This is a genomic window from Stenotrophomonas pavanii, from assembly GCF_900101175.1.
Lineage (GTDB): Bacteria > Pseudomonadota > Gammaproteobacteria > Xanthomonadales > Xanthomonadaceae > Stenotrophomonas > Stenotrophomonas pavanii.
This window is the reverse complement of the sequence record NZ_FNFQ01000002.1, coordinates 484,847-506,645: the sequence shown is the minus strand read 5'-3', so window position 1 is coordinate 506,645 and position 21,799 is coordinate 484,847. Positions and strand designations below refer to the sequence as shown.

At 68.6% G+C, this 21,799-nt stretch carries 18 protein-coding genes; 5 read left to right on the top strand and 13 right to left on the bottom strand.

Annotation, left to right across the window (positions count from 1 at the left end; translation table 11 throughout):
• Window positions 1-35: 35 nt before the first annotated feature.
• The 5 genes from BLS66_RS05725 to BLS66_RS05705 all read right to left on the bottom strand — a co-directional run bounded on the left by BLS66_RS05725 (window position 36) and on the right by BLS66_RS05705 (window position 3,322).
• Window positions 36-962, bottom strand: a complete 927-nt coding sequence (locus BLS66_RS05725; protein WP_074725376.1) for a FecR family protein — start codon at window positions 960-962, stop codon at window positions 36-38.
• A complete protein-coding gene (locus BLS66_RS05720; protein ID WP_049469331.1) occupies window positions 959-1,468 on the bottom strand; it encodes an RNA polymerase sigma factor in 510 nt (169 codons plus the stop codon). Before BLS66_RS05720 ends, BLS66_RS05725 begins: the two co-directional genes overlap by 4 nt.
• Before the next feature lie 161 nt (window positions 1,469-1,629).
• Window positions 1,630-1,854 (bottom strand): hypothetical protein, encoded by a 225-nt coding sequence (locus BLS66_RS05715; protein WP_049469329.1) that lies wholly within the window; start codon window positions 1,852-1,854, stop codon window positions 1,630-1,632.
• The gene (locus BLS66_RS05710) at window positions 1,851-2,552 is read right to left on the bottom strand and encodes a glutamine amidotransferase (protein ID WP_049469326.1); all 702 of its coding nucleotides are present in this window, start codon (window positions 2,550-2,552) and stop codon (window positions 1,851-1,853) included. The genes BLS66_RS05715 and BLS66_RS05710 overlap by 4 nt, the downstream gene beginning before the upstream one ends.
• The gene (locus tag BLS66_RS05705) at window positions 2,549-3,322 is read right to left on the bottom strand and encodes a YggS family pyridoxal phosphate-dependent enzyme (RefSeq protein ID WP_074725375.1); all 774 of its coding nucleotides are present in this window, start codon (window positions 3,320-3,322) and stop codon (window positions 2,549-2,551) included. Before BLS66_RS05705 ends, BLS66_RS05710 begins: the two co-directional genes overlap by 4 nt.
• A gap of 76 nt (window positions 3,323-3,398) precedes the next feature.
• Between BLS66_RS05705 and ptsJ the strand changes: the two genes are divergently transcribed.
• Window positions 3,399-4,685: a MocR-like B6 salvage transcription factor PtsJ gene (ptsJ, locus tag BLS66_RS05700; RefSeq protein WP_074725374.1), complete on the top strand. Its 1,287-nt coding sequence runs from the start codon at window positions 3,399-3,401 to the stop codon at window positions 4,683-4,685.
• A gap of 30 nt (window positions 4,686-4,715) precedes the next feature.
• On the opposite strand, the gene BLS66_RS05695 is transcribed toward ptsJ, so the two are convergent.
• The 5 genes from BLS66_RS05695 to BLS66_RS05675 all read right to left on the bottom strand — a co-directional run bounded on the left by BLS66_RS05695 (window position 4,716) and on the right by BLS66_RS05675 (window position 11,235).
• Window positions 4,716-5,222, bottom strand: coding sequence for a hypothetical protein (locus BLS66_RS05695; RefSeq protein ID WP_049469321.1), 507 nt, complete (start codon window positions 5,220-5,222; stop codon window positions 4,716-4,718).
• A gap of 191 nt (window positions 5,223-5,413) precedes the next feature.
• On the bottom strand, window positions 5,414-8,524 hold the full coding sequence (locus BLS66_RS05690; RefSeq protein ID WP_074725373.1) for an error-prone DNA polymerase: 3,111 nt from the start codon (window positions 8,522-8,524) through the stop codon (window positions 5,414-5,416).
• A gap of 18 nt (window positions 8,525-8,542) precedes the next feature.
• On the bottom strand, window positions 8,543-9,952 hold the full coding sequence (locus BLS66_RS05685; protein ID WP_064238755.1) for a Y-family DNA polymerase: 1,410 nt from the start codon (window positions 9,950-9,952) through the stop codon (window positions 8,543-8,545).
• Between the two features lie 9 nt (window positions 9,953-9,961).
• Window positions 9,962-10,576 carry a translesion DNA synthesis-associated protein ImuA gene (gene imuA, locus BLS66_RS05680; protein WP_053462936.1) on the bottom strand — a complete coding sequence of 205 codons (615 nt, stop codon included), beginning with the start codon at window positions 10,574-10,576 and terminating at the stop codon, window positions 9,962-9,964.
• A gap of 224 nt (window positions 10,577-10,800) precedes the next feature.
• Entirely contained in the window at window positions 10,801-11,235 is a 435-nt protein-coding gene (locus tag BLS66_RS05675; RefSeq protein ID WP_053462937.1) for a VOC family protein, read from the bottom strand.
• A 337-nt stretch (window positions 11,236-11,572) separates the two neighbouring features.
• Here BLS66_RS05675 and BLS66_RS05670 point away from each other — a divergent pair, with 337 nt between their 5' ends.
• Window positions 11,573-14,368, top strand: coding sequence for a beta-glucosidase family protein (locus BLS66_RS05670; protein ID WP_074725372.1), 2,796 nt, complete (start codon window positions 11,573-11,575; stop codon window positions 14,366-14,368).
• A gap of 99 nt (window positions 14,369-14,467) precedes the next feature.
• On the opposite strand, the gene BLS66_RS05665 is transcribed toward BLS66_RS05670, so the two are convergent.
• Window positions 14,468-15,364, bottom strand: a complete 897-nt coding sequence (locus BLS66_RS05665) for a LysR family transcriptional regulator (RefSeq protein WP_074725371.1) — start codon at window positions 15,362-15,364, stop codon at window positions 14,468-14,470.
• Window positions 15,365-15,469: 105 nt separating this feature from the next.
• Here BLS66_RS05665 and BLS66_RS05660 point away from each other — a divergent pair, with 105 nt between their 5' ends.
• The 3 genes from BLS66_RS05660 (at window position 15,470) to BLS66_RS05650 (ending at window position 19,347) form a co-directional block, all read left to right on the top strand.
• The gene (locus tag BLS66_RS05660) at window positions 15,470-16,828 is read left to right on the top strand and encodes an MFS transporter (RefSeq protein WP_074725370.1); all 1,359 of its coding nucleotides are present in this window, start codon (window positions 15,470-15,472) and stop codon (window positions 16,826-16,828) included.
• Window positions 16,828-17,214 carry a DUF4440 domain-containing protein gene (locus BLS66_RS05655; RefSeq protein ID WP_074725369.1) on the top strand — a complete coding sequence of 129 codons (387 nt, stop codon included), beginning with the start codon at window positions 16,828-16,830 and terminating at the stop codon, window positions 17,212-17,214. Before BLS66_RS05660 ends, BLS66_RS05655 begins: the two co-directional genes overlap by 1 nt.
• A 222-nt stretch (window positions 17,215-17,436) precedes the next feature.
• A complete protein-coding gene (locus BLS66_RS05650; protein ID WP_074725368.1) occupies window positions 17,437-19,347 on the top strand; it encodes a CocE/NonD family hydrolase in 1,911 nt (636 codons plus the stop codon).
• A gap of 121 nt (window positions 19,348-19,468) precedes the next feature.
• Here BLS66_RS05650 and BLS66_RS05645 read toward each other — a convergent pair whose 3' ends face one another.
• Together BLS66_RS05645 and BLS66_RS05640 are read right to left on the bottom strand one after the other, a co-directional pair.
• Complete coding sequence (locus tag BLS66_RS05645) at window positions 19,469-20,422, bottom strand: helix-turn-helix transcriptional regulator (RefSeq protein WP_049465136.1); 954 nt, start codon at window positions 20,420-20,422, stop codon at window positions 19,469-19,471.
• 180 nt (window positions 20,423-20,602) lie between these two features.
• On the bottom strand, window positions 20,603-21,697 hold the full coding sequence (locus BLS66_RS05640) for an alkene reductase (RefSeq protein ID WP_074725367.1): 1,095 nt from the start codon (window positions 21,695-21,697) through the stop codon (window positions 20,603-20,605).
• Window positions 21,698-21,799 lie beyond the last annotated feature (102 nt).

The window sequence follows — 21,799 nt, the reverse complement described above, 5'->3', positions numbered from 1 at the left end:
CGTCATCCTGGGGAGACGCAGTGGCGGGGCCGATGTCAGGGTGCATCGCGATGTCCCTTGCGTGGCGGCAGCCACACCTGCACGCCCGCGCCCAGGCGGAGCACGCGCACCTGCAGCTGCGTGGCCAGCTGGTCGCGGCTGCGCGCCGCACCGTCGGCGCTGCCGAGCAGGGTGACCGGCTGCTGGCGCAGGTGTGCGCCGAGGATCCAGGTGTGGCCGCCATGCCAGCGATCCAGGTCCCCGGTGACCTCGGCCAAGGGCGTGGAGACCCAGTGCAGGCGGCGTTCGCGCCAGTCCAGGGCACTGGGGCGGGCCGCCAGGGTCCGGATGGGAGCCCGGCCATCGAAGCGCAGCTGTTGCCCTTCGGTGGCCCGCTCGCTGCGGATGCCGCTGTCCACGCGGACGCGATGCTCGGTGACGGTGACCACGCTGTCATTGTCGTGCACGGCAAGGTCGAAGGCCGTGCCGAGCGCGGTGACCGTGCCGTGCGTCGTGTGCACCTGGAACGGGTGTTGCGCATCGGCGGCCACCTTGAACCACGCCTGGCCGTGCTGCAGCTGCAGCTGGCGCCGCTGCGCATCGATGCGCACACGCACTTCACTGCCGGGCGAGAGCAGCACATGTGAACCGTCGGGCAGCACTTCTTCGCGGACCTCGCCCGCGGCCGTGCGCATCACCTGCGCGGCCGGCGGTGCGGCCTGGCGGGTATACAGGCCCAGTGCACAGAGCAGCAGCACCGCGGTGCCGGCCTCGCGCAGGCGCCGGCGCTGCCGCCTGTGCTGGTGCCGCTGCAGGCTGGGCGTCGCATCACCGGCCTGCCAGAGCGCCTGCAGGTGCTGGTACTGCGCGGCGTGGCGCACGTCGGCGTGGTACCACTGATTGAACGCACGCTCGTCGCGGCCGCCTTCATGCCCGTCCAGCCACCAACGCGCGGCCTCGCGCGCGATCGCCTCCTGGCTCATGCGCCGGGGACCTGCTGCAGTGCGACCAGCGCACGCAGCAGATGGCCATGCGCGGTCTGCCGGCTGATGCCGAGCTGGCGGCCGATCTCGGCCAGTGCCATCTGCTCCACCCGTGCCAGCAGGAACACCTGGCGTGAACGAGGGGGAAGGGCGGCAATGACTGCGTCGAGGTGACGCAGCTGTTCGGTATTGAGCAGGCGCTGTACCGGCAATGGCGCAGGATCGGCGATCGCGTGCAGTTGCGCCTCATCCATCGCTTCTTCGCGCCGGCGCTTGCGCTGGCGGTAATGATCGGCGATCAGATTGTGGGCGACGCGGTACAGGTAGGCGCGGCCGTTGGCCAGCAGGCCACTGGCGGCGACGTTGACAACGCGCAGCCAGGTTTCCTGCACGACGTCATCGGCGTCGCAGCGTTGCGGGAGTTTACGGCGGACATGGGCGTGCAGCGGCCGGTAATGGGCCGCGCACAGCTGCGCGACATCCGTCGGTTCGACAGGCGTGGACACGGGGCGGGCGACAACTGGGAAAGGGAACAGCCCGCGGCGGCAAGGGCAGCGGCTGCACCTTACAGCAAAAGAGAATCATTTGCATCAAGCGGTGGTATTTCGCCCGCATCCGCTTGCCGTGCAGAGAGGTGCCGGCCAGCGGCCGGTGCCCCATCGGATCGTCAGAGGTCGCGGTACTGGACCTGCGCCGCCAGCACGCGCAGGCCGTCGGCATTGCTGGACAGGATGCGTTCTTCGCCGACACCTTTCTGCCGTTTCAGCTGGAAGCCCTGGCCGGCAGGCAGCTGCGCGGCGATGGCGTCCATGCGTTGCAGGGCATCGGGGCCGGCGCAGTCGAAGTGGCCCCAGTAGGCGCCATCGCGGTGGATCTGCAATCGGTAGTTCATCGCGGTTGCTCCGGCAGGTCCTGCAGCCAATGGTCGAACATCGCGGTGGCGGCCGCCGCCAGTGGCGCACCATAGCGACGCGACTGCGCACGCAGGTCGTTGGGACTGATGCCGGCCTGGGCCAGTTCCAGGGTGTGGCCGATCAGCCAGCGTTCGAACTGGCGTGCGTCCAGCTCGGGATGGCATTGCAGTGCCAGCGCATGGTTGCCGATGGCGAACGCCTGGTGGCGGCAGGCCGGCGTGCTGGCCAGGCGACGTGCACCGGCCGGGAGTTCGAACGCCTCGCCATGCCAATGCAGCACCGGGATACCCTGCAGGGCCTGCAGCGGCGAGCGCTGGCCGTCATCGGTGAGCAGCAGCGGCGCAAAGCCGATCTCCTTGCCGCCCGTGGCGGTGACGTCGGCACCGAGCGCACGTGCCATCAGCTGCGCGCCGAGGCAGATGCCCAGCGTGGGTCGCTGCTGCTGCAGCCGGCGTTGCAACAGCGCGATGCTGTCGTTGAGAAAGGGATAGAGATCAACGTCGTTGACGCTGATCGGTCCCCCCAGCACCACCAGCAGGTCGGCGGCCTCGGCCGCGTCGAGCGTGTCGATACCGGCCTGCAGCACCTGCAGCTGCCAGCCCTGCGCCAGAAGCAGAGGCTGCAAGGTACCGAGGTCTTCAAAGGCAACGTGTTGCAGGACGACCGCATGCTTCATGCCGGGGCTCCATTGCTGGGCCAATAGAAACTGTCCGGGGTGGCGCGCGCGCCAAAGATGGCCTGGCCGACACGGACCACGGTGGCACCTTCCTCGATGGCGACTTCGAAGTCGCCGGACATGCCCATCGACAGCTGAGACAGGTCGATGCCGGCAGGCGCAGTGCCCTGCAGCTGGTCGCGCAGCTGGCGCAGGCGCACGAAGCAGGCACGCACGCGCTCGACCTCCGGGGTGAAGATGGCCAGCGTCATCAGGCCGCGTACGCGCAGGCGATCGAACGCGGGCAGTTGGTGCACGAAGGCCTCGACCGCGTCGGGCTCCAGTCCGTACTTGCTGGGTTCAGCCGAGGTGTTGACCTGCACGAATACATCCAGCGTACGGTCTTCCAGCTGCAGGCGCTGCTGCAGGGCCTCGGCCACGCGCAGGCTGTCGAGCGCCTGGAACTCGCTGGCGAAGCGCGCCACGTAGCGCGCCTTGTTGGTCTGCAGGTGGCCGATCACCGACCAGTGCACGTCCAGGTCGGCCATTGCCTCGGCCTTGCGCTGTGCTTCCTGCACCTTGTTCTCGCCCAGCATGTGGCAACCGGCGGCCACCGCCATGCGGATGCGTGCCTCATCGACGGTCTTGCTGACCGGCAGCAGGCGCACGCTGGCCGGGTCGCGGCCAACGCGGGCGCAGGCGCTGGCAATGCGCTGGCGCACCGTGACCAGGTTGGCGGCGATCTGTTCAACGGACTGGGCGACGGGCCAGTCGGCAGCGGCAAGGGGCATGCGGGCACCTCCAATGCAGGATGGCCAGGGTCGGATACACTGGCACAGGACAAGAGATAGTTTGGCATAGGACAAAATGAAAATCACCGGGCATAGCGCCGAGTCGATCTTCGACAGCATCCGCGATGGCATCGGCAAGGGCGGCCTGCCGGCCGGCAGTGTGCTGCCGCCGGTGCGCGAGCTGGCCGAACAGTTGGGGGTGAACCGCAACACCGTGGCTGCTGCGTACAAGCGATTGGATGCGGCGGGCCTGGCCAGCACGGCGGGCCGCCGTGGCACCGTGGTGCGCGGACTGCCGCCGGCGATGCCGCGCGAAGGCAGCACGCCGGGGCTGGCGCTGCAGGACCTGGCCGGTGGCAATCCGGATCCGCGCCTGCTGCCGAACCTGCGGCTGGCGTCGACGGCGCCACGGCTGTACGGCGTGGGCACGGTCGACCCGAGGTTGCAGGCGTTGGCACGCGCCTCGCTGGATGCAGACTGCCCCGAGGGGTATGCGCTGGAGCTGACCCATGGCGCGGTCGATGGCATTGAACGCCTGCTGGCGGCGTGGCTGCTGCCGGGAGATCGCATCGCGGTGGAGGATCCATGCTTCCTCGGCAGCCTCAACGTGCTCAACGCTTCGGGCCACGCGCCGTTGCCGGTGGCGGTGGATGCCCATGGCATGCAGGTCGAATCGCTGCGGCAGGCATTGCAGGCCGGCGCACGTGCGGTGCTGCTGACGCCGCGTGCGCACAACCCGACCGGGGCGTGCCTGGATGCGAAGCGGGCACGGGCACTGCGCCAGTTGCTGGCGGCCTACCCGCAGGTGGCGGTGCTGATCGACGATCATTACGCGCTGCTCTCGCAGCAGGCCTACCACTCGGTGTTGCCGCCGGACGGCAGGCGCTGGGCGCTGCTGCGTTCGCTGTCCAAGCCGCTCGGTCCCGACCTGCGGCTGGCCTGGCTGGCCTGTGATGAAGAGACCGCGACGCGGTTGCGGTTGCGGTTGGCGCCAGGCACCGGCTGGGTCAGTCATCTGTTGCAGGATGCGGCCATCACGGTGCTGGCCTCGGCGGCGCAGCGGGCGAAGATCGTCGCCGCCGGAGCGCGTTACCAGCAGCGCCTGCAGTCGCTGCAGGAACTGCTGCGCGCGCGGGGCGTGCCGACGCCGCTGCCGATGGAGGGATTGAACCTGTGGCTGCCGTTGCCGGCCGACAGCCATCCGCAGGTACTGGCGCTGGCCGCACGCGGATGGCATGTGCGCCCGGGTGAAGTTTTCGCGGTGGCTGCGCCGGGGCATGGCCTGCGCATCACCTGCGCGGCGCTGGGTGCGGCGCAGCTGCGGCAGCTGGCCGATGATCTGGCGGCGGTGTGCGGTGTGTAGCGCCGAGCATGGCTCGACGCCAGAAGCAGATCAGGGTGCGGCGTTGGCGTTGGGGCGCACGTAGTAGGACTGGCCGCTGTCATCGATGAACATCAGCTCCGGCGTGCCCTGCCAGGAGGTGAGCATGGCGCCGGTGTTGTTCTGGTGCTTGACCATCAGGCTGGCACCCCGGTCCGGGTTGGCCACCACCTTGAATACCTCGGTGGTGCCGTTGGCATCGTCCAGGGTCAGCACGGCTTCGCCGCCGCGATCGCTGGTGCCATAGCCGCCGCGCTCGGAGCCGTCCGGGCCGAGCAGGATCAGGCCGGACAGGGCCGTGGCGCGCGGCCCCTGGGTCCGGCCGTGGCTGACCGGGTCGGGCACCGGCGCGCCGAGGATCACCCGGGGTTGGCCCGTGCCGTCGTGGATGATCAGCCCGCGTGCTTCGAGGATGCGCTGTGGCGATTGGCTGCGATGCAGGTTCCAGGCGGTCCAGCCGGAAACAAGCAGGGCGAGGGTGGAGACCACCAGTGTGGTCAGCAGCAGCGCACGGGGCATCGGGTGGTCCTTCCTTGGATGTGCCGACGATAGCGGATGCAAAAGGCGATGGGTAGAGTCGACTGTCAGTCGACTGCTGTTCGATCAGATCACGGAGATTCCCGCGCTGGCGCGCGCAAGTCGACTGACAGTCGACTCTACCTCTACCTGCTCGACATCACCCAGTGGCCGTTACGCGGTGATTCCCGGCGTCAATGGAAGTCGCGGCTGTGGCTGCGCAGCCCCTGCAGCAGTTCATCCAGGCAATGCATGCGCTGCACGATGACATGCTGCACGCCATCGACGCGTTCCAGGCGGCCGTCGATCTGCATCAGCTGGGTATCGACCAGTACCCGGTGCTGGCGATCGGCCAGGTGCCGCCAGACCACGGCATTGACCATGCCGGTCTCGTCTTCAAGGGTGAGGAAGGTAACGCCACTGGCGGTCTGCGGGCGCTGGCGCATGCGGACCAGGCCGGCGATGCGCACGCGGCGGCCATGGCCGTGGCCCGCCAGCTGCGCGGCATCCAGGCAGCCGCGGCTGCGCAGCTGCGCGCGCAGGAACGAGATCGGATGGCGGCCGAGGGTGGTGCCGGTGCTGCGGTAATCGGCCTGCATGTCGTCCCAGGCGCTGGGCAGCGGCAGCGGCACGCGCGCTTCAGCAGTGGCGCGGGCCTGGTCGAACAGCGGCAGGCGGTTTTCCACGCCGGAGATGTCCCACCGCGCACGATGGCGATGGCCACTGAGCCCACGCAGCGCACCGGCATCGGCCAGCAGGCCCTGCTGGCGGCGATCCAGTGCGGTGCGCTGGCACAGGTCGCCGACATCCTCGAACGGGCGCCGCGCACGTTCGCGCATGATGGCCTGTACAGCCGCTTCATTGCAGCCGTCGACCAGGCGCAGGCCAAGCCGGATCGCGGCCGCGCCCCTGCTGAAATCCAGGGTGCAGTCCCAGTCGCTGTAGCGCACGTCCACCGGCAGCACGCCGATGCCATGCCGGCGCGCATCCTGCAGCAGCTGGTCGGGACTGTAGAAACCCAGTGGCTGGCTGTTGATCAGGCTGGCGGTGAACGCGGCCGGGTGGTGGCATTTCAGCCAGCAGCTGTTATAGGTCAGCAGGGCGAAGCTGGCGGCGTGGCTTTCCGGGAAGCCGTAATCGCCGAAGCCCTTGATCTGCTCGAACAGGTGCTCACCGTATTCCAGGCTGAAGCCGTTCTCCAACATGCCGGCCAGCAGCTTCTCGCGATGCGGTTCCAGCCCGCCACGGCGTTTCCAGGCCGCCATCGAGCGGCGCAGGGCATCGGCCTGGCCAGGCGTGTAACCGGCTGCTTCGACCGCCAGCTGCATCACCTGTTCCTGGAACAATGGCACGCCCAGCGTGCGTGCGAACACGCGTTCCAGCTGCGGCGGGTAGAGCGGGTTGTCCGGGTCGTTCAATGCGCCCGGTCCCTGTTCGCGCAGGATCCGCCGCCGCTCCAGGTAAGGATGGACCATGTCACCCTGGATCGGGCCGGGGCGCACGATCGCGACTTCGATCACCAGGTCATAGAACGTGCGCGGCTGCATGCGCGGCAGCATCGCCATCTGCGCGCGCGATTCGATCTGGAACACGCCGATGGTATCGGCGGCGCAGATCATGTCGAAGGTCTTTGCATCCTTGGGCGGGATCGCATCCATGCGTCCTTCATGCAGGCCATGCTGTTTCAGCATCGCCAGGCACTTGCGGATGGCGGTGAGCATGCCAAGGGCCAGGCAGTCGACCTTCATCAGGCCGGTGGCATCCAGGTCATCCTTGTCCCACTGGATGACGGTGCGGTCGGCCATCGCCGCGTTTTCCACCGGCACCAGGGTCGACAGCGGATGCTCGGAGATCACGAAACCACCTGGGTGCTGCGACAGGTGGCGTGGAAAATCGATCAGCTCGGCGGTCAACGCCAGCAGGCGCCGCATCAACGGCGTGTCCGGATCGAAGCCACGCTCGCGCAGGGTTTCCGGCAGCGGGATGTTGCCGCCCCAGTGGTCCATCGCCGCGCCCAGTTCGTTGACCTGGTCCATCGGCAGGCCAAGTGCACGGGCGACGTCGCGGATCGCGCTGCGGCCACGGTAGCTGATGGCCACCGCGGTCAGTGCGGCGCGCTCGCGGCCATAGCGCTTGAACACGTACTGCAGCACTTCCTCGCGCCGCTCGTGCTCGAAATCGATGTCGATATCCGGTGGCTCGTCGCGCTCGGCGGAGATGAAGCGCTCGAACAGCAGGTTGCTGCGCGCCGGGTCGATCTCGGTCACGCCCAGCACGAAGCACACCGCCGAGTTGGCCGCCGAGCCGCGGCCCTGGCAGAGGATGTCCTGGCTGCGCGCGAAGCGCACGATGTCCTGCACGGTGAGGAAGTAGGAGGCGTAGTTCTTCTGCTTGATCAACGCCAGTTCGTGTTCGATCTGCTCGCGTTGTTTCGGTTTGATGCCGTCTTTCCAGCGCCACCCGATGCCACGCTCGACCAGCACGCGCAGCCAGCTGTCCGGATCGTGGCCCTCGGGCACCAGCTCGCGCGGGTAGGTGTACTGCAGCTGTTCCAGGGTGAAGTGGCAGCGCTCGGCGATGCGCAGGGTCTCGGCCAGCAGTTCGGGCGGATACAGCTGGGCCAGCGCGGTGCGCGGGCGCAGGTGGCGCTCGCCGTTGGGGAACAGGCGCCAGCCAGCCTCGGCCACGCTGCAGCGGTGGCGGATCGCGGTCAGCGTGTCCTGCAGGGCGCGGCGGCGGCGCACGTGCATGTGCACGTCGCCACTGGCGACCAGCGGCAGGTGGTGGCGTTCGCCGAAGGCCTGCAGCTGCTGCAGGCGGCGTGCGTCGTCGTGTTCGTGGTGCAGCTCCACCGCCAACCACAGCCGATCATTGAAGCCGGCGCGCAGCAGTTCCAGGTCGGTGGCGGCGGGTTGCCGGTCCAGCCACAGGCACAACAGGCCGTCGGGCAGGCCGAGCAGGTCCTCGCGCAGGCAGCGGTACTGGCCCTTGGCTGCGCGCCGTCGGCAGGTGGTGATCAACTGGCAGAGACCGGCATAGGCGGCCTGGTCGGTGCACAGCAGGGCCAGCTTCGGCCCGTCCTCGACCTGGAATTCGGCACCGACGATCAGCGCCACGCCATGCGTCTTCGCTGCCTGCCAGGCGCGCACGATGCCGGCCAGCGAGCATTCATCGGTGATCGCCAGCGCGCGATAGCCCTGGCCGGCGGCACGCGCGAACAGCTCTTCGGCGATCGAAGCACCGCGCTGGAAACTGAAGGCCGACAGGCAGTGCAGTTCGGCGTAGCCGGGCAGTTCGCTGTGCATGGCGCTGTGCATGGCGGCTCAGCCGAACCAGCCGTGCAGCATCCACGGCGCATGCGGATCGTTGCGCTCACGGAAGGCCCAGCCGCGCTGGCCGTGTGCGGTTTCCACCACGTAGTAGTCGCGGCGTGCGTCGGCCTGGTCCCACCAGCCCGATTCGATCCGCTCCGGCCCGGCGACGATGCGCAGGCGCGGGTCACGCAACGGTTGTGGGGTGTCCAGCAACCAGCCGGGGCGCAGCGGCCAGTACGACGGAGGCTTGGCCGCGGGCTGGGTGCCACTGGCGCGTTCGGGGCGATGGTCGGCCTGCACCGCCAGCGGCTGCACGGCGTCATCGCCGAGCCGCGCACGCAGGCGCTCGCGCAGCTGGTTCCAGGGCATCGCCTGCGCCGGCCGGGTATCGAACAGGTCGCGCGCGGCCGGTACGAACGGCGGCAACTGCTCGGCCTGCAGGCGCAGTGCGCGGCTGCCGGCCGGCAGGGCGAAAGCCTCCATGCGGTTGCGTGCGATCTCGAACAGCAGCGCGGGATCGCGCTCGGGCGCCAGCAGGCCGATGGTCAGCACGCTGGCCGGCAGCAGGTCATGCTCGAACTGCAGGTCGAAGCGCTGCACGCCGCCATCGCGCGAACACAGGAACGCGGCCAGGTCCAGCAGCAGGCGGCGCAGCGGGAACAACAGGGCCTGGCTGGATTCGATTTCGTACTCGAATTCGATGCGTGCATCGAAACGGTCCGGTGGCTGGTAGTAGCGCAGGGGCGCGGTGGGTCGCCCACGCAATGCATCCAGCTGCTGCAGCACGTCCGGTGCGAAGCGCCGGGCCAGGCTGTCGCGCGGCAGTTCAAGTGCCGCGCCCAGCGTGCGCAGGCCGGAACGGCCAAGCACGGTGACCGCTTCGCTGGGCAGGCCGCAGCGCGGCAAGGGCAGCTGCGCCAGTGCCGCCGGCAGCTGCTGCGCATCGATGCCGAGGCCATCGTGGACGTTGGCCAGCACGCGCGCGGCATGCGGAGTAGGCGCCGCCACCAGCCGGTGGCGGAAACCAAGTTCGTGCAGTTCGCCGCGCAGCCGCTGCTGGATCGTCAACCAGTCACCGAACAGGGCGCGGCTGGCACCGATCTCCATGACCAGCGCGTGCGGGAAATCGAGGCTGACCTGCGAACTGTAGGCGTAGGCCCAGCTGGCCAGCAGCTGGCGGGTGTGCTGTTCGGCGTTGGGATCGTAATCGTGCAGGTGCATGTCCTGCACCAGCACCTGCGCGGCCGACAGCAGCATGCCCGGGCGCAGCCCTGCTGCGCGCGCGGCAGGGCTGACCGCACGCAGCACGCGGCGCTGCGCTGGGCCCTGCAGCAGCACCAGTGGCCGCTGCGGGTCCGGCTGCAGGCGCAGCACGCTGTCCAGCGCCAGCTGCGGCAACAACACGCAGGCCCAGTGCATGGCGCGGCCTCAGTGGGCGATGGCCAGTGGCAACGGCTGCGCCGGCGGCAGGCCGCCACGGCACTTCAGCACCCGTACCTGGCCGTGGTCGAGCTGCAGGCGCAGGCTGGCCGGGGAGGGATTGCGCGCCGCCTGTGCCTCGCGGAACACGAAGCCCAGGCACTGGCCGCTGTCGGCGGCCACCTGCAGCCGGCGCAGGGCACGGTCGTCGGCCTGGTGTGGCCAGCACAGCACCGCCGCGCAGGCGGCAGAGCGCAGGCATTGTTCGGCGGCCCACAGCGCCTGCTTCGGCGCAGCGTGGATGACCTGCAGCTGGGCCAGGTCCAGCCCGGCCGCAGCCCAGGCCGGGGCATGCGGGCGATGGGGTGGCGCGACCAGCACGATCGGGCGGTCGCGCTGGCTCAGCCTGGCCAGCGCCGGCCAGACCAGCGCCAGCTCACCCACCCCGGGCGCCGCCTGCAGCACCTCGCACAGCCCGCTGGCCGGCCAGCCGCCGCCGGGCAGGCGTGCGTCCAGCGCCGGGTGGCCGCTGGCCAGGTGGTCGCTGGCTGGCCCCTGGCGGGCCGGGCCGCGCCACAACTGGCGGCCGTCCAGCAGCCGGTCGAGGGCGACGACGGCGCCCATCAGCCGATCCTCCAGGGGAGGCGCCGGGCAGGCTGGGAGCGACGGGAGCGGGCGGAAACGGCGGGCATGGCGCGAGTATCGACGGGCCGGTATCAGGGGCTGAGACCGGACATGCTACTCGCCCTGTGAGTAGAATTACTAATGAAATCGGAGGGGCGGGTTTCAGGTTGCTGAAGGGGTAAAGCATCCACGCATGGTGGGGTCTGCTGTGCTGTGGCGCCCCCTCAGCGCCCCTGCGGGTCCGGCCGGTGATGCACGTATTCGACCACGGTGCCATCGGGATGCACGGCGTTGAACGCCGCCCCGGTCGGGACCACCTGCAACGGGAAGATGATCTCGGCGCCGGCGGCGACCAGCTTGTCGTGATAGGGCCGAACGTCATCGACCAACAGTGTCCCCGTGGTCGAGGTGAACGGGGCCAGCGCCGCCTGGCTGCCTTCGATCAGCAGGAAGGCGCCGACCATGGCCAGACGCAGCCCGGCTTCCGGGAACGGGAAGCCCGCATCGGCCACCACGCCCTGCAACTGCTCGTAGAACGCCACGCTGCGCTCCAGCTCGCCCGGAGCCACGAACACCCGGATCAGCACGCGCGGTGCGCGCTGGCTGGAGGTGTCACAGCGGTCGCGCCAGAGATGGTCGAAGTCGCGATGTACGTTCATGGGCTCGATTCGTGGCCAGGGACCTGCATTATCGGCAGCCCTGCGCGGCCCGCTGATGACCGCCAGTGATGGCCTGATAACTGCGGGCCAGGTTGCCCCTGTGACTTAGGTCCTGTTGACAGGTGTGAACGCCCTCGCACAATCTTCACAGGATTGGGTCGCCCTGCGCGGCCCGGGCAGGCAGGTTGTCACGCCGGGAGGAGGGTCCCGCGCGCAGACCGGCCCGTCCTCCGGCCTGTGGGGCGTTGCCTGGCAACCCCTGCGCGGCATGAACGCTGCACCCTTCGGCGGCACTTTCCCTGGACCGATTGCCTTGGCAACGGAATTACGCCTGCCGATGAAAACGTTTACAAAGCCGCTCGCACTGTCCCTCGCCCTGTCTGCCGCACTGGCCGCCCCGGCCTGGGCCGACCCTGCGGCGTTTACCGTACTGACCCTGGAACAGGCACCGGATGCGACGGCGATGCCGGCCCTGGCCGCGCAGTTGAAGACCCTGCAGGTGGACGCGGTGAGCGTGCGCCAGGTACAGCGCGGCATCGGCCAGGTCGATCCGCTGCAGGTGCTGGCCGATGGCCTGGGCTATGAATACCGCTTCATCGCCGCCGGCAAGGACGATGGCCAGACCCAGCGCGGCCAGGCCGTGCTGACCCGGCTGCCGATCGCCGCCGAGTCCGGTCCCGACCAGCCGGGCCTGAACTACCTGCGCCTGGACGATGGCCGCCACACCGTGGCGGTCTACACCGATGCTGGCGCAGGTGCGGCGCAGCTGCCGGCGCTGGTCACGCGTTCGCGGCTGGGCGCCCCGGCGGTGCTGCTCGGCGCGGTGGCCGGTGAATCGGCCAAGGCCGCAGGTTTCGATCCGGCGCGTGTCGCGCTGGAGGCCGATGCCAGCTATTTCAGCGACGGTTTCCAGGCCGCCAGCAGCGCACCGTTCAAGGTGGCAGGCACCACCCTGCGCGCCACCCTGCTGACCCTGGCCTATGCCGCCGACAAGCACGGTGAAAAGCCATGGATGGACACCACCCTCAACGCCGATGCGCGCGCTGCGCTGCTGCTGAAGGCGATGACCGAGGATGAGAAGTTCCAGATGCTGCACAGCTACTTCGGGCTGGGCAAGGACGGTGGCCCGCTGCCGGAAGGTGCGGTCGGTTCGGCCGGCTTCGTGCCGGGCGTCCCGCGGTTGGGCATTCCGTCGCAGCAGTCGGCCGATGCCGGTGTCGGCGTGACCAATCCGGGGGGCATCCGCCCGGGCGACTTCGCCACGGCAATGCCATCGGGCCCGTCCACTGCATCGAGCTGGAACCGCGAAGTTGCCTTCGCCGGTGGCGCGACCATGGGCCGCGAGGCGTGGCAGCAGCGTTTCAACATCCTGCTGTCGGGCAGCGTCAACCTGCAGCGCGACCCGCGCAACGGCCGCAACTTCGAATATGCCGGTGAGGATCCGCTGCTGGCCGGCTCGATGGTCGGCGCGCTGATCCAGGGCGTGCAGAGCCAGCACGTGATCTCCTCGATGAAGCACTTCGCGCTGAACGACATGGAGACCCGGCGCAACTTCCACGACGTGCGCATCGGCGAACAGGCCATGCACGAGTCGGACCTGCTGGCGTTCGAGATCGCGCTGGACGCCGGCCGCCCGGGCGTGGCGATGTGCTCGTACAACAAGATCAACGGCACCTACGGCTGCGAGAACGGCTACCTGATGAACCAGGTGCTGAAGCAGGAATGGAAGTTCCCCGGTTTCGTGATGTCCGACTGGGGTGGCGTGCACAGTGGCTCGAAGGCAGCGCTGGCCGGCCTGGACCAGCAGTCGGCCGGTGAAGTGTTCGACGCGGCGGTGTTCTTCGATGAGCCGCTGCGCCTGGCCGTGCATGGCGGCGTGGTGCCGCAGGCGCGCCTGAACGACATGGTGGCGCGCATCCTGCGCACGATGTTCCTGCATGGCAACTTCGACAACCCGCCGCAGCACCAGAAGGTGGATGCCGAGGCCGGCTTCGCCGTTGCGCAGCGCACGGTGGAAGAGGGCAGCGTGCTGCTGCGCAATGAGGGCAACCTGTTGCCGCTGGCCGACAGCGTGAAGCGCATCGTCATCATCGGCGGCCATGCCGACAAGGGCGTGATCGGTGGTGGTGGTTCGTCGATGGTGGGTGTGACCGCCAAGGGCACCAACGCGGTGCCGGGCGTGATGCCGACCACCTGGCCGGGCCCGGTGATCTTCCATCCGTCCTCGCCGCTGGAATCGCTGCGTGCGGCGCGCCCGGACGCGACCGTTGAATATGTGGACGGGACCAATGCCGCGGCCGCGGCCAAGGCCGCCGCGCAGGCCGACGTGGCCATCGTGTTCGCGACCCAGTGGGCGGCCGAATCGGTGGACCTGCCGGACATGCAGCTGCCGGACAACCAGGACGCACTGATCTCGGCGGTGGCCAAGGCCAACCCGAAGACGGTGCTGGTGCTGGAAACCAACGGCCCGGTGCGCACGCCGTGGCTGGCGCAGGTGCCGGCGATGCTGCAGGCCTGGTACCCGGGCATCCGCGGTGGCGAAGGCATCGCCGCGCTGCTGACCGGCCAGGTCAATCCGTCGGGTCGCCTGCCGGTGACCTGGGTGACGGACGAGTCGCAGCTGCCGCGCCCGCATATCGATGGCCTGGGCTTCAAGCCGGCCAAGCCGTTCGGTGATGTGTTCGATTTCGATATCGAAGGTGCCAACGTCGGCTACAAGTGGATGGCGGCCAAGGGCCTGACCCCGACCTTCGCCTTTGGCCATGGCCTGTCCTACACCTCGTTCGCCTATGACAACCTGAAGGTGAGCGTGGAAGGTTCGCGCCTGGTCGCCAGCGTCGACATCCGCAACACCGGCAAGCGCGCCGGTGCCGACGTGGCCCAGCTGTACCTGAAGCTGCCGGCCGGCAGCACCACGCCGATCCGCCTGATCGGCTACGACAAGGTGACCCTGCAGCCGGGCGAACAGCGTCGCATCCGCATCGAAGCCGAGCCGAAGACGCTGGCCCACTACGATGCACAGGCGCGCCAGTGGAAGATCGACGGTGGCACCTACCAGGTGCAGCTGTCGCGCAACGCCGCCGAACCGCTGCAGACGGTGGACGTGCAGCTGGTGGAGCAGGTGCTGCGCTGATGCGTGAAGGCACGGCCCGCACAGGGCCGTGCCTGAAAAAGGGGACGGAGGGGATTAAGTCGTTTATGCATAAACGACTTAATCCCCTCCGTCCCCTTTTCATATGGCGAACCACCTGCGCAGGAAATCGATCAGCTGCCGTACCTTTGGCGAGAGCTGCGTGCTGTGCGGGTAGACCGCATACACGCTCTGCTGCGGGAAGCGGTGCTGGCGCAGCACCGGGCGCAGGCGGTCCTGGGCCAGGTCGTCCTCGATCAGCCAACGTGGCAGCACGGTGACCCCGGCGCCGGCCACGGCGAAGGCGCGCAGGCTGCTGGCGCCATCCACGCGCACCACGGCATTGCCCGGATGAGTGGCGAACAGCGCGTTGCTGCCATCGGGGGCAACCACCGGCACGTTGGCCAGGCGTGGGTAGCCCAGGCGGGGCAGGGTACCCAGCTGCACGGGGTCATCGGCCGCATCGGCCGAGGGCAGGCGTGCCAGCAGGGACGGAGCCGCCACCGCACACAGTGGATGGCGCTCCAGTTCGCTGGCGTGCAGCCCTGAATCCGGCAGGCGGCCGAGGCGGATCGCCAGGTCGAAACGCTCGGGAATGAGGTCCGCCGGCGCCGGTGAGGTCGACAGGTGCAACTGCAGGGCCGGATGCCGCGCACGGAACGCCTCCAACGCAGGAATCAAGCGTAGCTGGGCGTACTCCGGCGTGGTGGTCAGGCGCAGCACACCCTGCAGCTGGTGCTGGTCGCGGCGCGCGGCATCGATCGCTGCCTGTGCGGCGTCCAACGCCTGCACGCAGTGCTGCAGGAACTGCTCGCCGGCCTCGGTCAGGGCCAGGTGGCGGGTACTGCGCAGCAGCAGGGTCACGCCCAGCTCCTGTTCCAGCCGTTTCAGGTTGAAGCTGACCACCGCGCGGCTGAGGCCGAGGCGATCGGCGGCAGCGGTCAGGCTGCCGGCCTCGACCACGGCGCGGAATATATCGAAGCGGTCGAGGCTGACCATTGCGGCTCACTGTCAAAATGGTTTTGACAGTGTTGCAGCTGCCGTCGTGTTTTTCCAACAAGACCCACACGGCATGCTGGTCGCTTCCCCGCTGGAGCGCCGCCGATGCCGTCCCCCCGCCTGCGCCACGAGGCGATCTTCCTGCTGGTGTTCGCCCTGGATCTGGTCAACATGTTCATCGCCACGGTGGCCTATCCGGCATTGGCAGCGGAACTGCACGCCGAGATCAGCACCCTGGCCTGGGTGGGCACCGCCTATATGCTGGGCCTGAGCGTGGTGATTCCGCTGGCGCCCTGGCTGGCTGCGCGCTGCGGCGAGCGTCGCTTGCTGCTGGTGGCGCTGCTGTTGTTCGCGGTTGCCGCTGCGCTGGCTGGCGCAGCGCCAGGGATCGGCTGGCTGCTCGGCTGGCGCCTGCTGCAGGGATTGGCCGGTGGCCTGCTGATTCCCGTGGCGCAGGCGGCAGCGTACCGGCACTGCACGCCCGACCAGCGTGGCGCGCTGACCCGGCGCATCCTGCTGGTGGCGCTGCTGGTGCCGGCACTGGCGCCCGCGCTGGGCGGGTTGCTGGTGCAGTGGCTGTCCTGGCGCGGCGTGCTCTGGGCCAGCCTGCCGTTGGCGCTGGTGGCGATCGGGCTGGTGCTGGCGTGGATGCCGGCCGACGGCACGCGCAGTGCACCGCGCCTGCAGGCCTATGCGCTGTCCACCGCGATGCTGGCGCTGGGCGCGCTGCTGCTGGCGCTGACCTGGCTGGGCGAGTGCGGACATCGCGGCGCAGGTGCCGTGTTGCTGCTGGTCGCACTGCTGCTGGCGGCGGCCCACCTGCAGCATGCACGTCGGCAGGCACAACCGCTGCTGCGCTGGTCACTGCTGTCCCATCGCGGGCTGCGCCTGGCGATGCTGGTGTATCTGGCCGTACCCGGCGTGTTCATCGGCAGCCAGCTGGTCAGTACCCTGCAGCTGCACCAGGCCGGTTACAGCGCCGCACGCATCGGCGCGCTGATGCTGCCGTGGGCGCTGGCCTCGGCCGTGGCGATCACGGCCAGCAAACGGCTGCTGGCCCGCCTCGGCCCGGCCACGGTACTGCGCGTGGGCATGCTGCTGCAGGCCAGTGGGCTGCTGTTGATGGCGCTGCTGCCGCCGCCCGCCTTCGCATCGGCCGCGCTGTTGTTCGCGCTGATGGGCGCTGGCGGCAGCCTGTGCAGCAGTACCGCGCAGACGCTGGCCTTCCAGGGCGTGGAAGGCGAGGCGCTGGGTGATGCCAGCGCTCTCTGGAATCTCAACCGCCAGCTCAGTTTCTGCCTCGGTACTGCGGCCATCGCGCTGCTGCTGGCACTGGCCATGCAATGGCTGCCGGCCCACGCCACCCGCGTAGCGTTGGGGCTGGCCGCCCTGCTGACCCTGCTGCCGATGGCATTGCTGCGCAGGTCGCAGAGGATCACCTTTTCGCAACCGGAGAACACCTGATGGAAACCACCGCAGAACATGAAATCCACCACCTGCATGACAAGCTGCAGGCCTGGTTCCGTGCCGACGTCGGCACCGACGCGCTGGGTGATCTGATGGCGCATTTCTGCGCGGACTTCAGCATGGCCGGCATCGCCGGGCGCCGATTGGATCGGCAGGCCGTGCAGGCGTTGTTCGCCGGTGGTCACGGCGCGCGCCCCGGGCTGCGGATTTCCATCGACGCCGTGCAGGCGGTGGATGCGCCATTGCCGCTGGCGGTGCTGCGCTATCGCGAAGGGCATTCGATCGATGACGGCCAGCCCGCGTGGCGCGAATCGCTGGCGGTGCTGAGGCAGGAAGAGGGTCGCTGGCGCTGGCTGGCGCTGCACGAGGTGGTGGTGGCCTGACCGGGTAGTGCCGGCCGCTGGCCGGCAACTTCATGCTCCTGGGGCGCGTTACGCGGTCGCCGGCCAGCGGTCGGCACTACCGTTCGCCGGCGAGCGCAGCGGCACCGCAGGCACATGTGCCATCAGTCCTGCCTGCATCCACCGCAGAATGCAAAGCCTGCACACACTTCACGGCGCAGGGCAGGAGTAGGCTTGGAGCTTTCCTGCCGGGAGGGGTTGTCCATGCGTGTGCGTGCCGTCGCTGTAGCCATTGCCCTTTGCCTGTCCAGCACCGTGCTGGCCGCCGATACCCCGCCGATGACCCCGGACATCAGCGGAAAGCCCTTCGTTGCTCCCGATGTCGGTCGTGACTACGACAAGCGCGTGGTGATGGTGCCGATGCGTGATGGCACCAGGCTGTATACGGTGATCGTGGTGCCCAAGGGCGCCCACAATGCGCCGATCCTGCTGACCCGCACCCCCTACGATGCCGCCGGCCGCGCCAGCCGCAGCGATTCGCCGCGCATGCGCGACCTGCTGCCGCAGGGCGACGAGGTGTTCGTCGACGGCGGTTACATCCGCGTGTTCCAGGACATCCGCGGCAAGTACGGCTCCGAAGGCGATTACGTGATGACCCGGCCGCTGCGCGGGCCGTTGAACAACACCAAGGTGGACCACGCCACCGACGCCTGGGACACCATCGACTGGCTGGTGAAGAACGTGCCGGAAAGCAATGGCAAGGTCGGCATGCTCGGCTCGTCGTACGAGGGCTTCACCGTGGTGATGGCGCTGACCGACCCGCACCCGGCACTGAAGGTGGCCGCACCGCAGAGCCCGATGGTCGATGGCTGGATGGGTGACGACTGGCTCAACTACGGTGCGTTCCGGCAGGTCAATTTCAACTATTTCGCAATGCAGACCGAGAAGCGCGGCAAGGGCACGCCGCTGCCCAGCCTGGGCTACGACGACTACAGCACTTTCCTGCGCCTCGGTTCGGCCGGCGACTACGCGCGTTTCACCGGCGTGGACCAGCTGACCTGGTGGAAGAAGCTGGTTGAGCATCCGGCCTATGACGGCTTCTGGCAGGGCCAGGCGCTGGACGCGGTGATGGCGAAGACGCCGCTGAAGGTACCGACCCTGTGGCTGCAGGGCCTGTGGGACCAGGAGGACATGTGGGGCGCCAACCACGCCTACCAGGCGATGGAAGGGCGCGACAGCGGCAACAACCGCAATTACCTGGTGATGGGCCCGTGGCGCCACAGCCAGGTGAACTACAGCGGCAGCGAACTGGGCGCGCTGAAGTTCGATGGCGATACCGCGCTGCAGTTCCGTCGCGATGTGCTCAAGCCGTTCTTCGACCAGTACCTGGTGGACGGTGCACCGAAGGCCGACACGCCGCCGGTGCTGATCTACAACACCGGCGAAAACCACTGGGACCGCCTGAAAGGGTGGCCGCGCAGCTGCGACAAGGGCTGTGCCGCCAGCAGCAAGCCGCTCTATCTGCGTGCCGGCGGCAAGCTGGCGTTCCAGGCGCCAGCGGCGGGCGAGGGCGACTTCGAGGAGTACGTGTCCGATCCGGCCAAGCCGGTGCCGTTCGTGCCGCGCCCGATCCGCTTCGGCGACCGCGACATGTGGACCACCTGGCTGGTCAAGGACCAGCGCTTTGTCGATGGCCGCCCGGACGTGTTGACCTTCATCACCGAACCGCTGACGGCGCCGCTGCGCATCGGCGGCGCACCGGTGGTTCACCTGCAGGCCTCGACCAGCGGCACCGACAGCGACTGGGTGGTGAAGCTGATCGATGTGTACCCGGACCAGGAAGCATCGACGCCGGAAATGGGGGGCTACGAGCTGCCCGTGTCGCTGGCGATCTTCCGCGGCCGTTACCGCGAAAGCTTCAGCGATCCGAAGCCGCTGGCGGCGAACCAGGTGCTGCCGTACCGCTTCGATCTGCCCAACGCCAACCACACCTTCCAGAAGGGGCACCGGGTGATGGTGCAGGTGCAGTCCAGCCTGTTCCCGCTGTATGACCGCAATCCGCAGACCTACGTGCCCAACATCTACCTGGCCAAGCCAGGCGATTACCAGAAGGCCACGCAGCGGGTGTGGCACAGCGCGGCGCAGGCCAGCTACATCGATCTGCCGGTGTATTGAGCTTGCTGAGGTCCTCCGGGTTCGCCATGCCCGGAGGTGGTGGTAGTGCCGGCCGCTGGCCGGCATCCACGACGGTGCCGGAGCGTGTCGACCCAGGTCGGCACCTGCCGGCGACAGGCCCTCACCCCACCTTCGAGGGACCGGTGCGCCATCGGCTGGGCACCAGGCCGAAGCGCTTGCGGAACGCGGCGGCGAAGTTGCTGGGGTGGCGGTAGCCGCTGGCGGCGGCGGCCTGTTCGACGGTCCATCCGTTTTCGCGCAGGCCCTGTTCGGCGTGGCGCATGCGCTGCTCGTGCAGATAATCGAACACCGAGCTTCCATACTGCTGGGCAAAATGGCGGCGCAGTGAGCTGGGGCTCATGCAGGCCAGCCGGGCCAGCTCGACCAGGCTGTGGGCATGGCTGGGGTCGTCATGCAGGTAGCTGCGCACGCGTTCCAGGCGCTCGCGCTGGCCGGCGCGCAGCGTGCGCACCGGGTCGGCCTGCAGGTCCTCCGCCTGCAGGCCGAGCGCCAGCAGCTGCAGTGCCACGCCCTCGCGCCACAAGGCATCGATGCCGTCCTGCCACGGGCGGTCGAACAACTGGCCCAGCACCGGCAACATCGCGTGTGGAATGGCCCAGTGGCGGCATTCCAGGTGCGTGTCGAGCGCCTTTTCCAGCAGTGGCATCCGGAAAACTTCCGCATCGACTCCCGCCGGCACGATCACGCTGACCCCGCGCATGCGCGTCTGGCCGGGGTGCGCGCCGGTCATCTCGATCTGGTCGCGATGCTGGGCGGTCATCGCGGTACCGGCACGCAGGGTAAATGCACCGCGTCGCGGGATACGCACGTCGACCTGCCCCTGCAGCATCACGCGGATGGCAAGCCCGGGACGCTGCTGCGCGGTAGCCACATAGGGGAACCGGTTATGCACGTCAGAGGCGATCAGGCTCATGCCACCGCGCATGAACTGTTCGTTGACCTCGCCGCGACCGGCCCACTGGTCCTCGCGCAGGTGTTCCGGATCAGCGCGGTAATCGAAGCCATGGCGCTGGCCGAAACGGCGGTAATCAGCAAAGGTGAAATATCGGGACATCGCTCGGCGCTCGGCAAGGAAAACGGGGCGTCGGTGCACGCTCGCCCTTCGCGTGACATCGCGTTATTTTCGCTGCTGCTGCCGCCTCGATGAGGGGCGGGGTGGCCAAAAACAGGGATCCAAACGGCCAAACTGCAGGCTCCGGTGCCTGCCCGGAACCGGGCAGGCACCGCATTGAACTCAGCGGTCCAACGGTGGGTAATCGGTATAGCCGTGTTCGCCGCCGCCGTACAGCGTGTCCGCATCCAGCTCGGCCAACGGCGCACCGGTACGCAGGCGCGCGACCAGATCCGGATTGGCGATGAAGGGTCGGCCGAAGGCGACCATGTCGGCGTAGCCGCTGGCTACGGCCTCGCCGGCGCGTGCGGCATCGTAGCCGTTATTGGCGATCCACCGGCCGCGGAAGCGAGCGCGCAGGCCCGCATAGTCGAACGCGATATTGTCACGGTCGCCTCCGGTGGCGCCTTCGATGACATGGATGAAGGCCAGCCCGTCAATCGCATCCAGGCGTTCCACCGCACGATTGAACAGGGGCTGCGGGTCGCTGTCGTGCGCGTCGTTGACCGGCGTGACCGGCGACAGGCGCACGCCGGTACGGCCCGGGCCGATGGCATCGGCTACTGCACTGACCACTTCGAACAGCAGGCGCGTGCGGTTCTCGATGCTGCCGCCGTAGGCATCGTCACGATGGTTGCTGCCGTCGCGCAGGAACTGGTCGATCAGGTAGCCATTGGCCGCATGCACTTCCACGCCATCGAAACCGGCGTCGATCGCATTGCGGGCGGCAGTCCGGAAGGCCTCGATGAGCGCCGGGATCTCTTCGATGCCCAGCGCGCGGGGCTCGGATACATCTTCGAAACCGTTGGCGGTGAAGGTCTTGCCCTGGGCACGGATCGCGCTGGGCGCCACCGGCACTTCGCCTTCCGGCAGCAGGCTGGTGTGGGAAATGCGGCCCACGTGCCAGAGCTGCAGCACGATGCGTCCGCCCTCGGCGTGCACTGCATCGGTGACCGTTTTCCAGGCGGCGACCTGGTCACGGCTGTAGATGCCCGGGGTGTCCAGATAGCCCTGGCCGAGCGGGCTGATCTGCGTGGCCTCGGCGATGATCAGGCCGGCGCTGGCACGCTGCCGGTAGTAGGTGACCGCCAGTGGTGAGGGCACGCGGTCGGGCAGGGCACGGTTGCGCGTCAGGGGCGCCATCGCGATGCGGTTGGCTACGGCGATATCACCGAGGCGGGTGGGCGTGAACAGCAGATCGGCGGCAGGGGTCGTCATCGGGAATTCCATGGGGAGGAGATGCGTGACCTGAGCATAGGCGCGAACGCGTTGCAGCGATGGGAAGGATCGTTGCAGGCCCTGTATATGCCACGGTCGTAA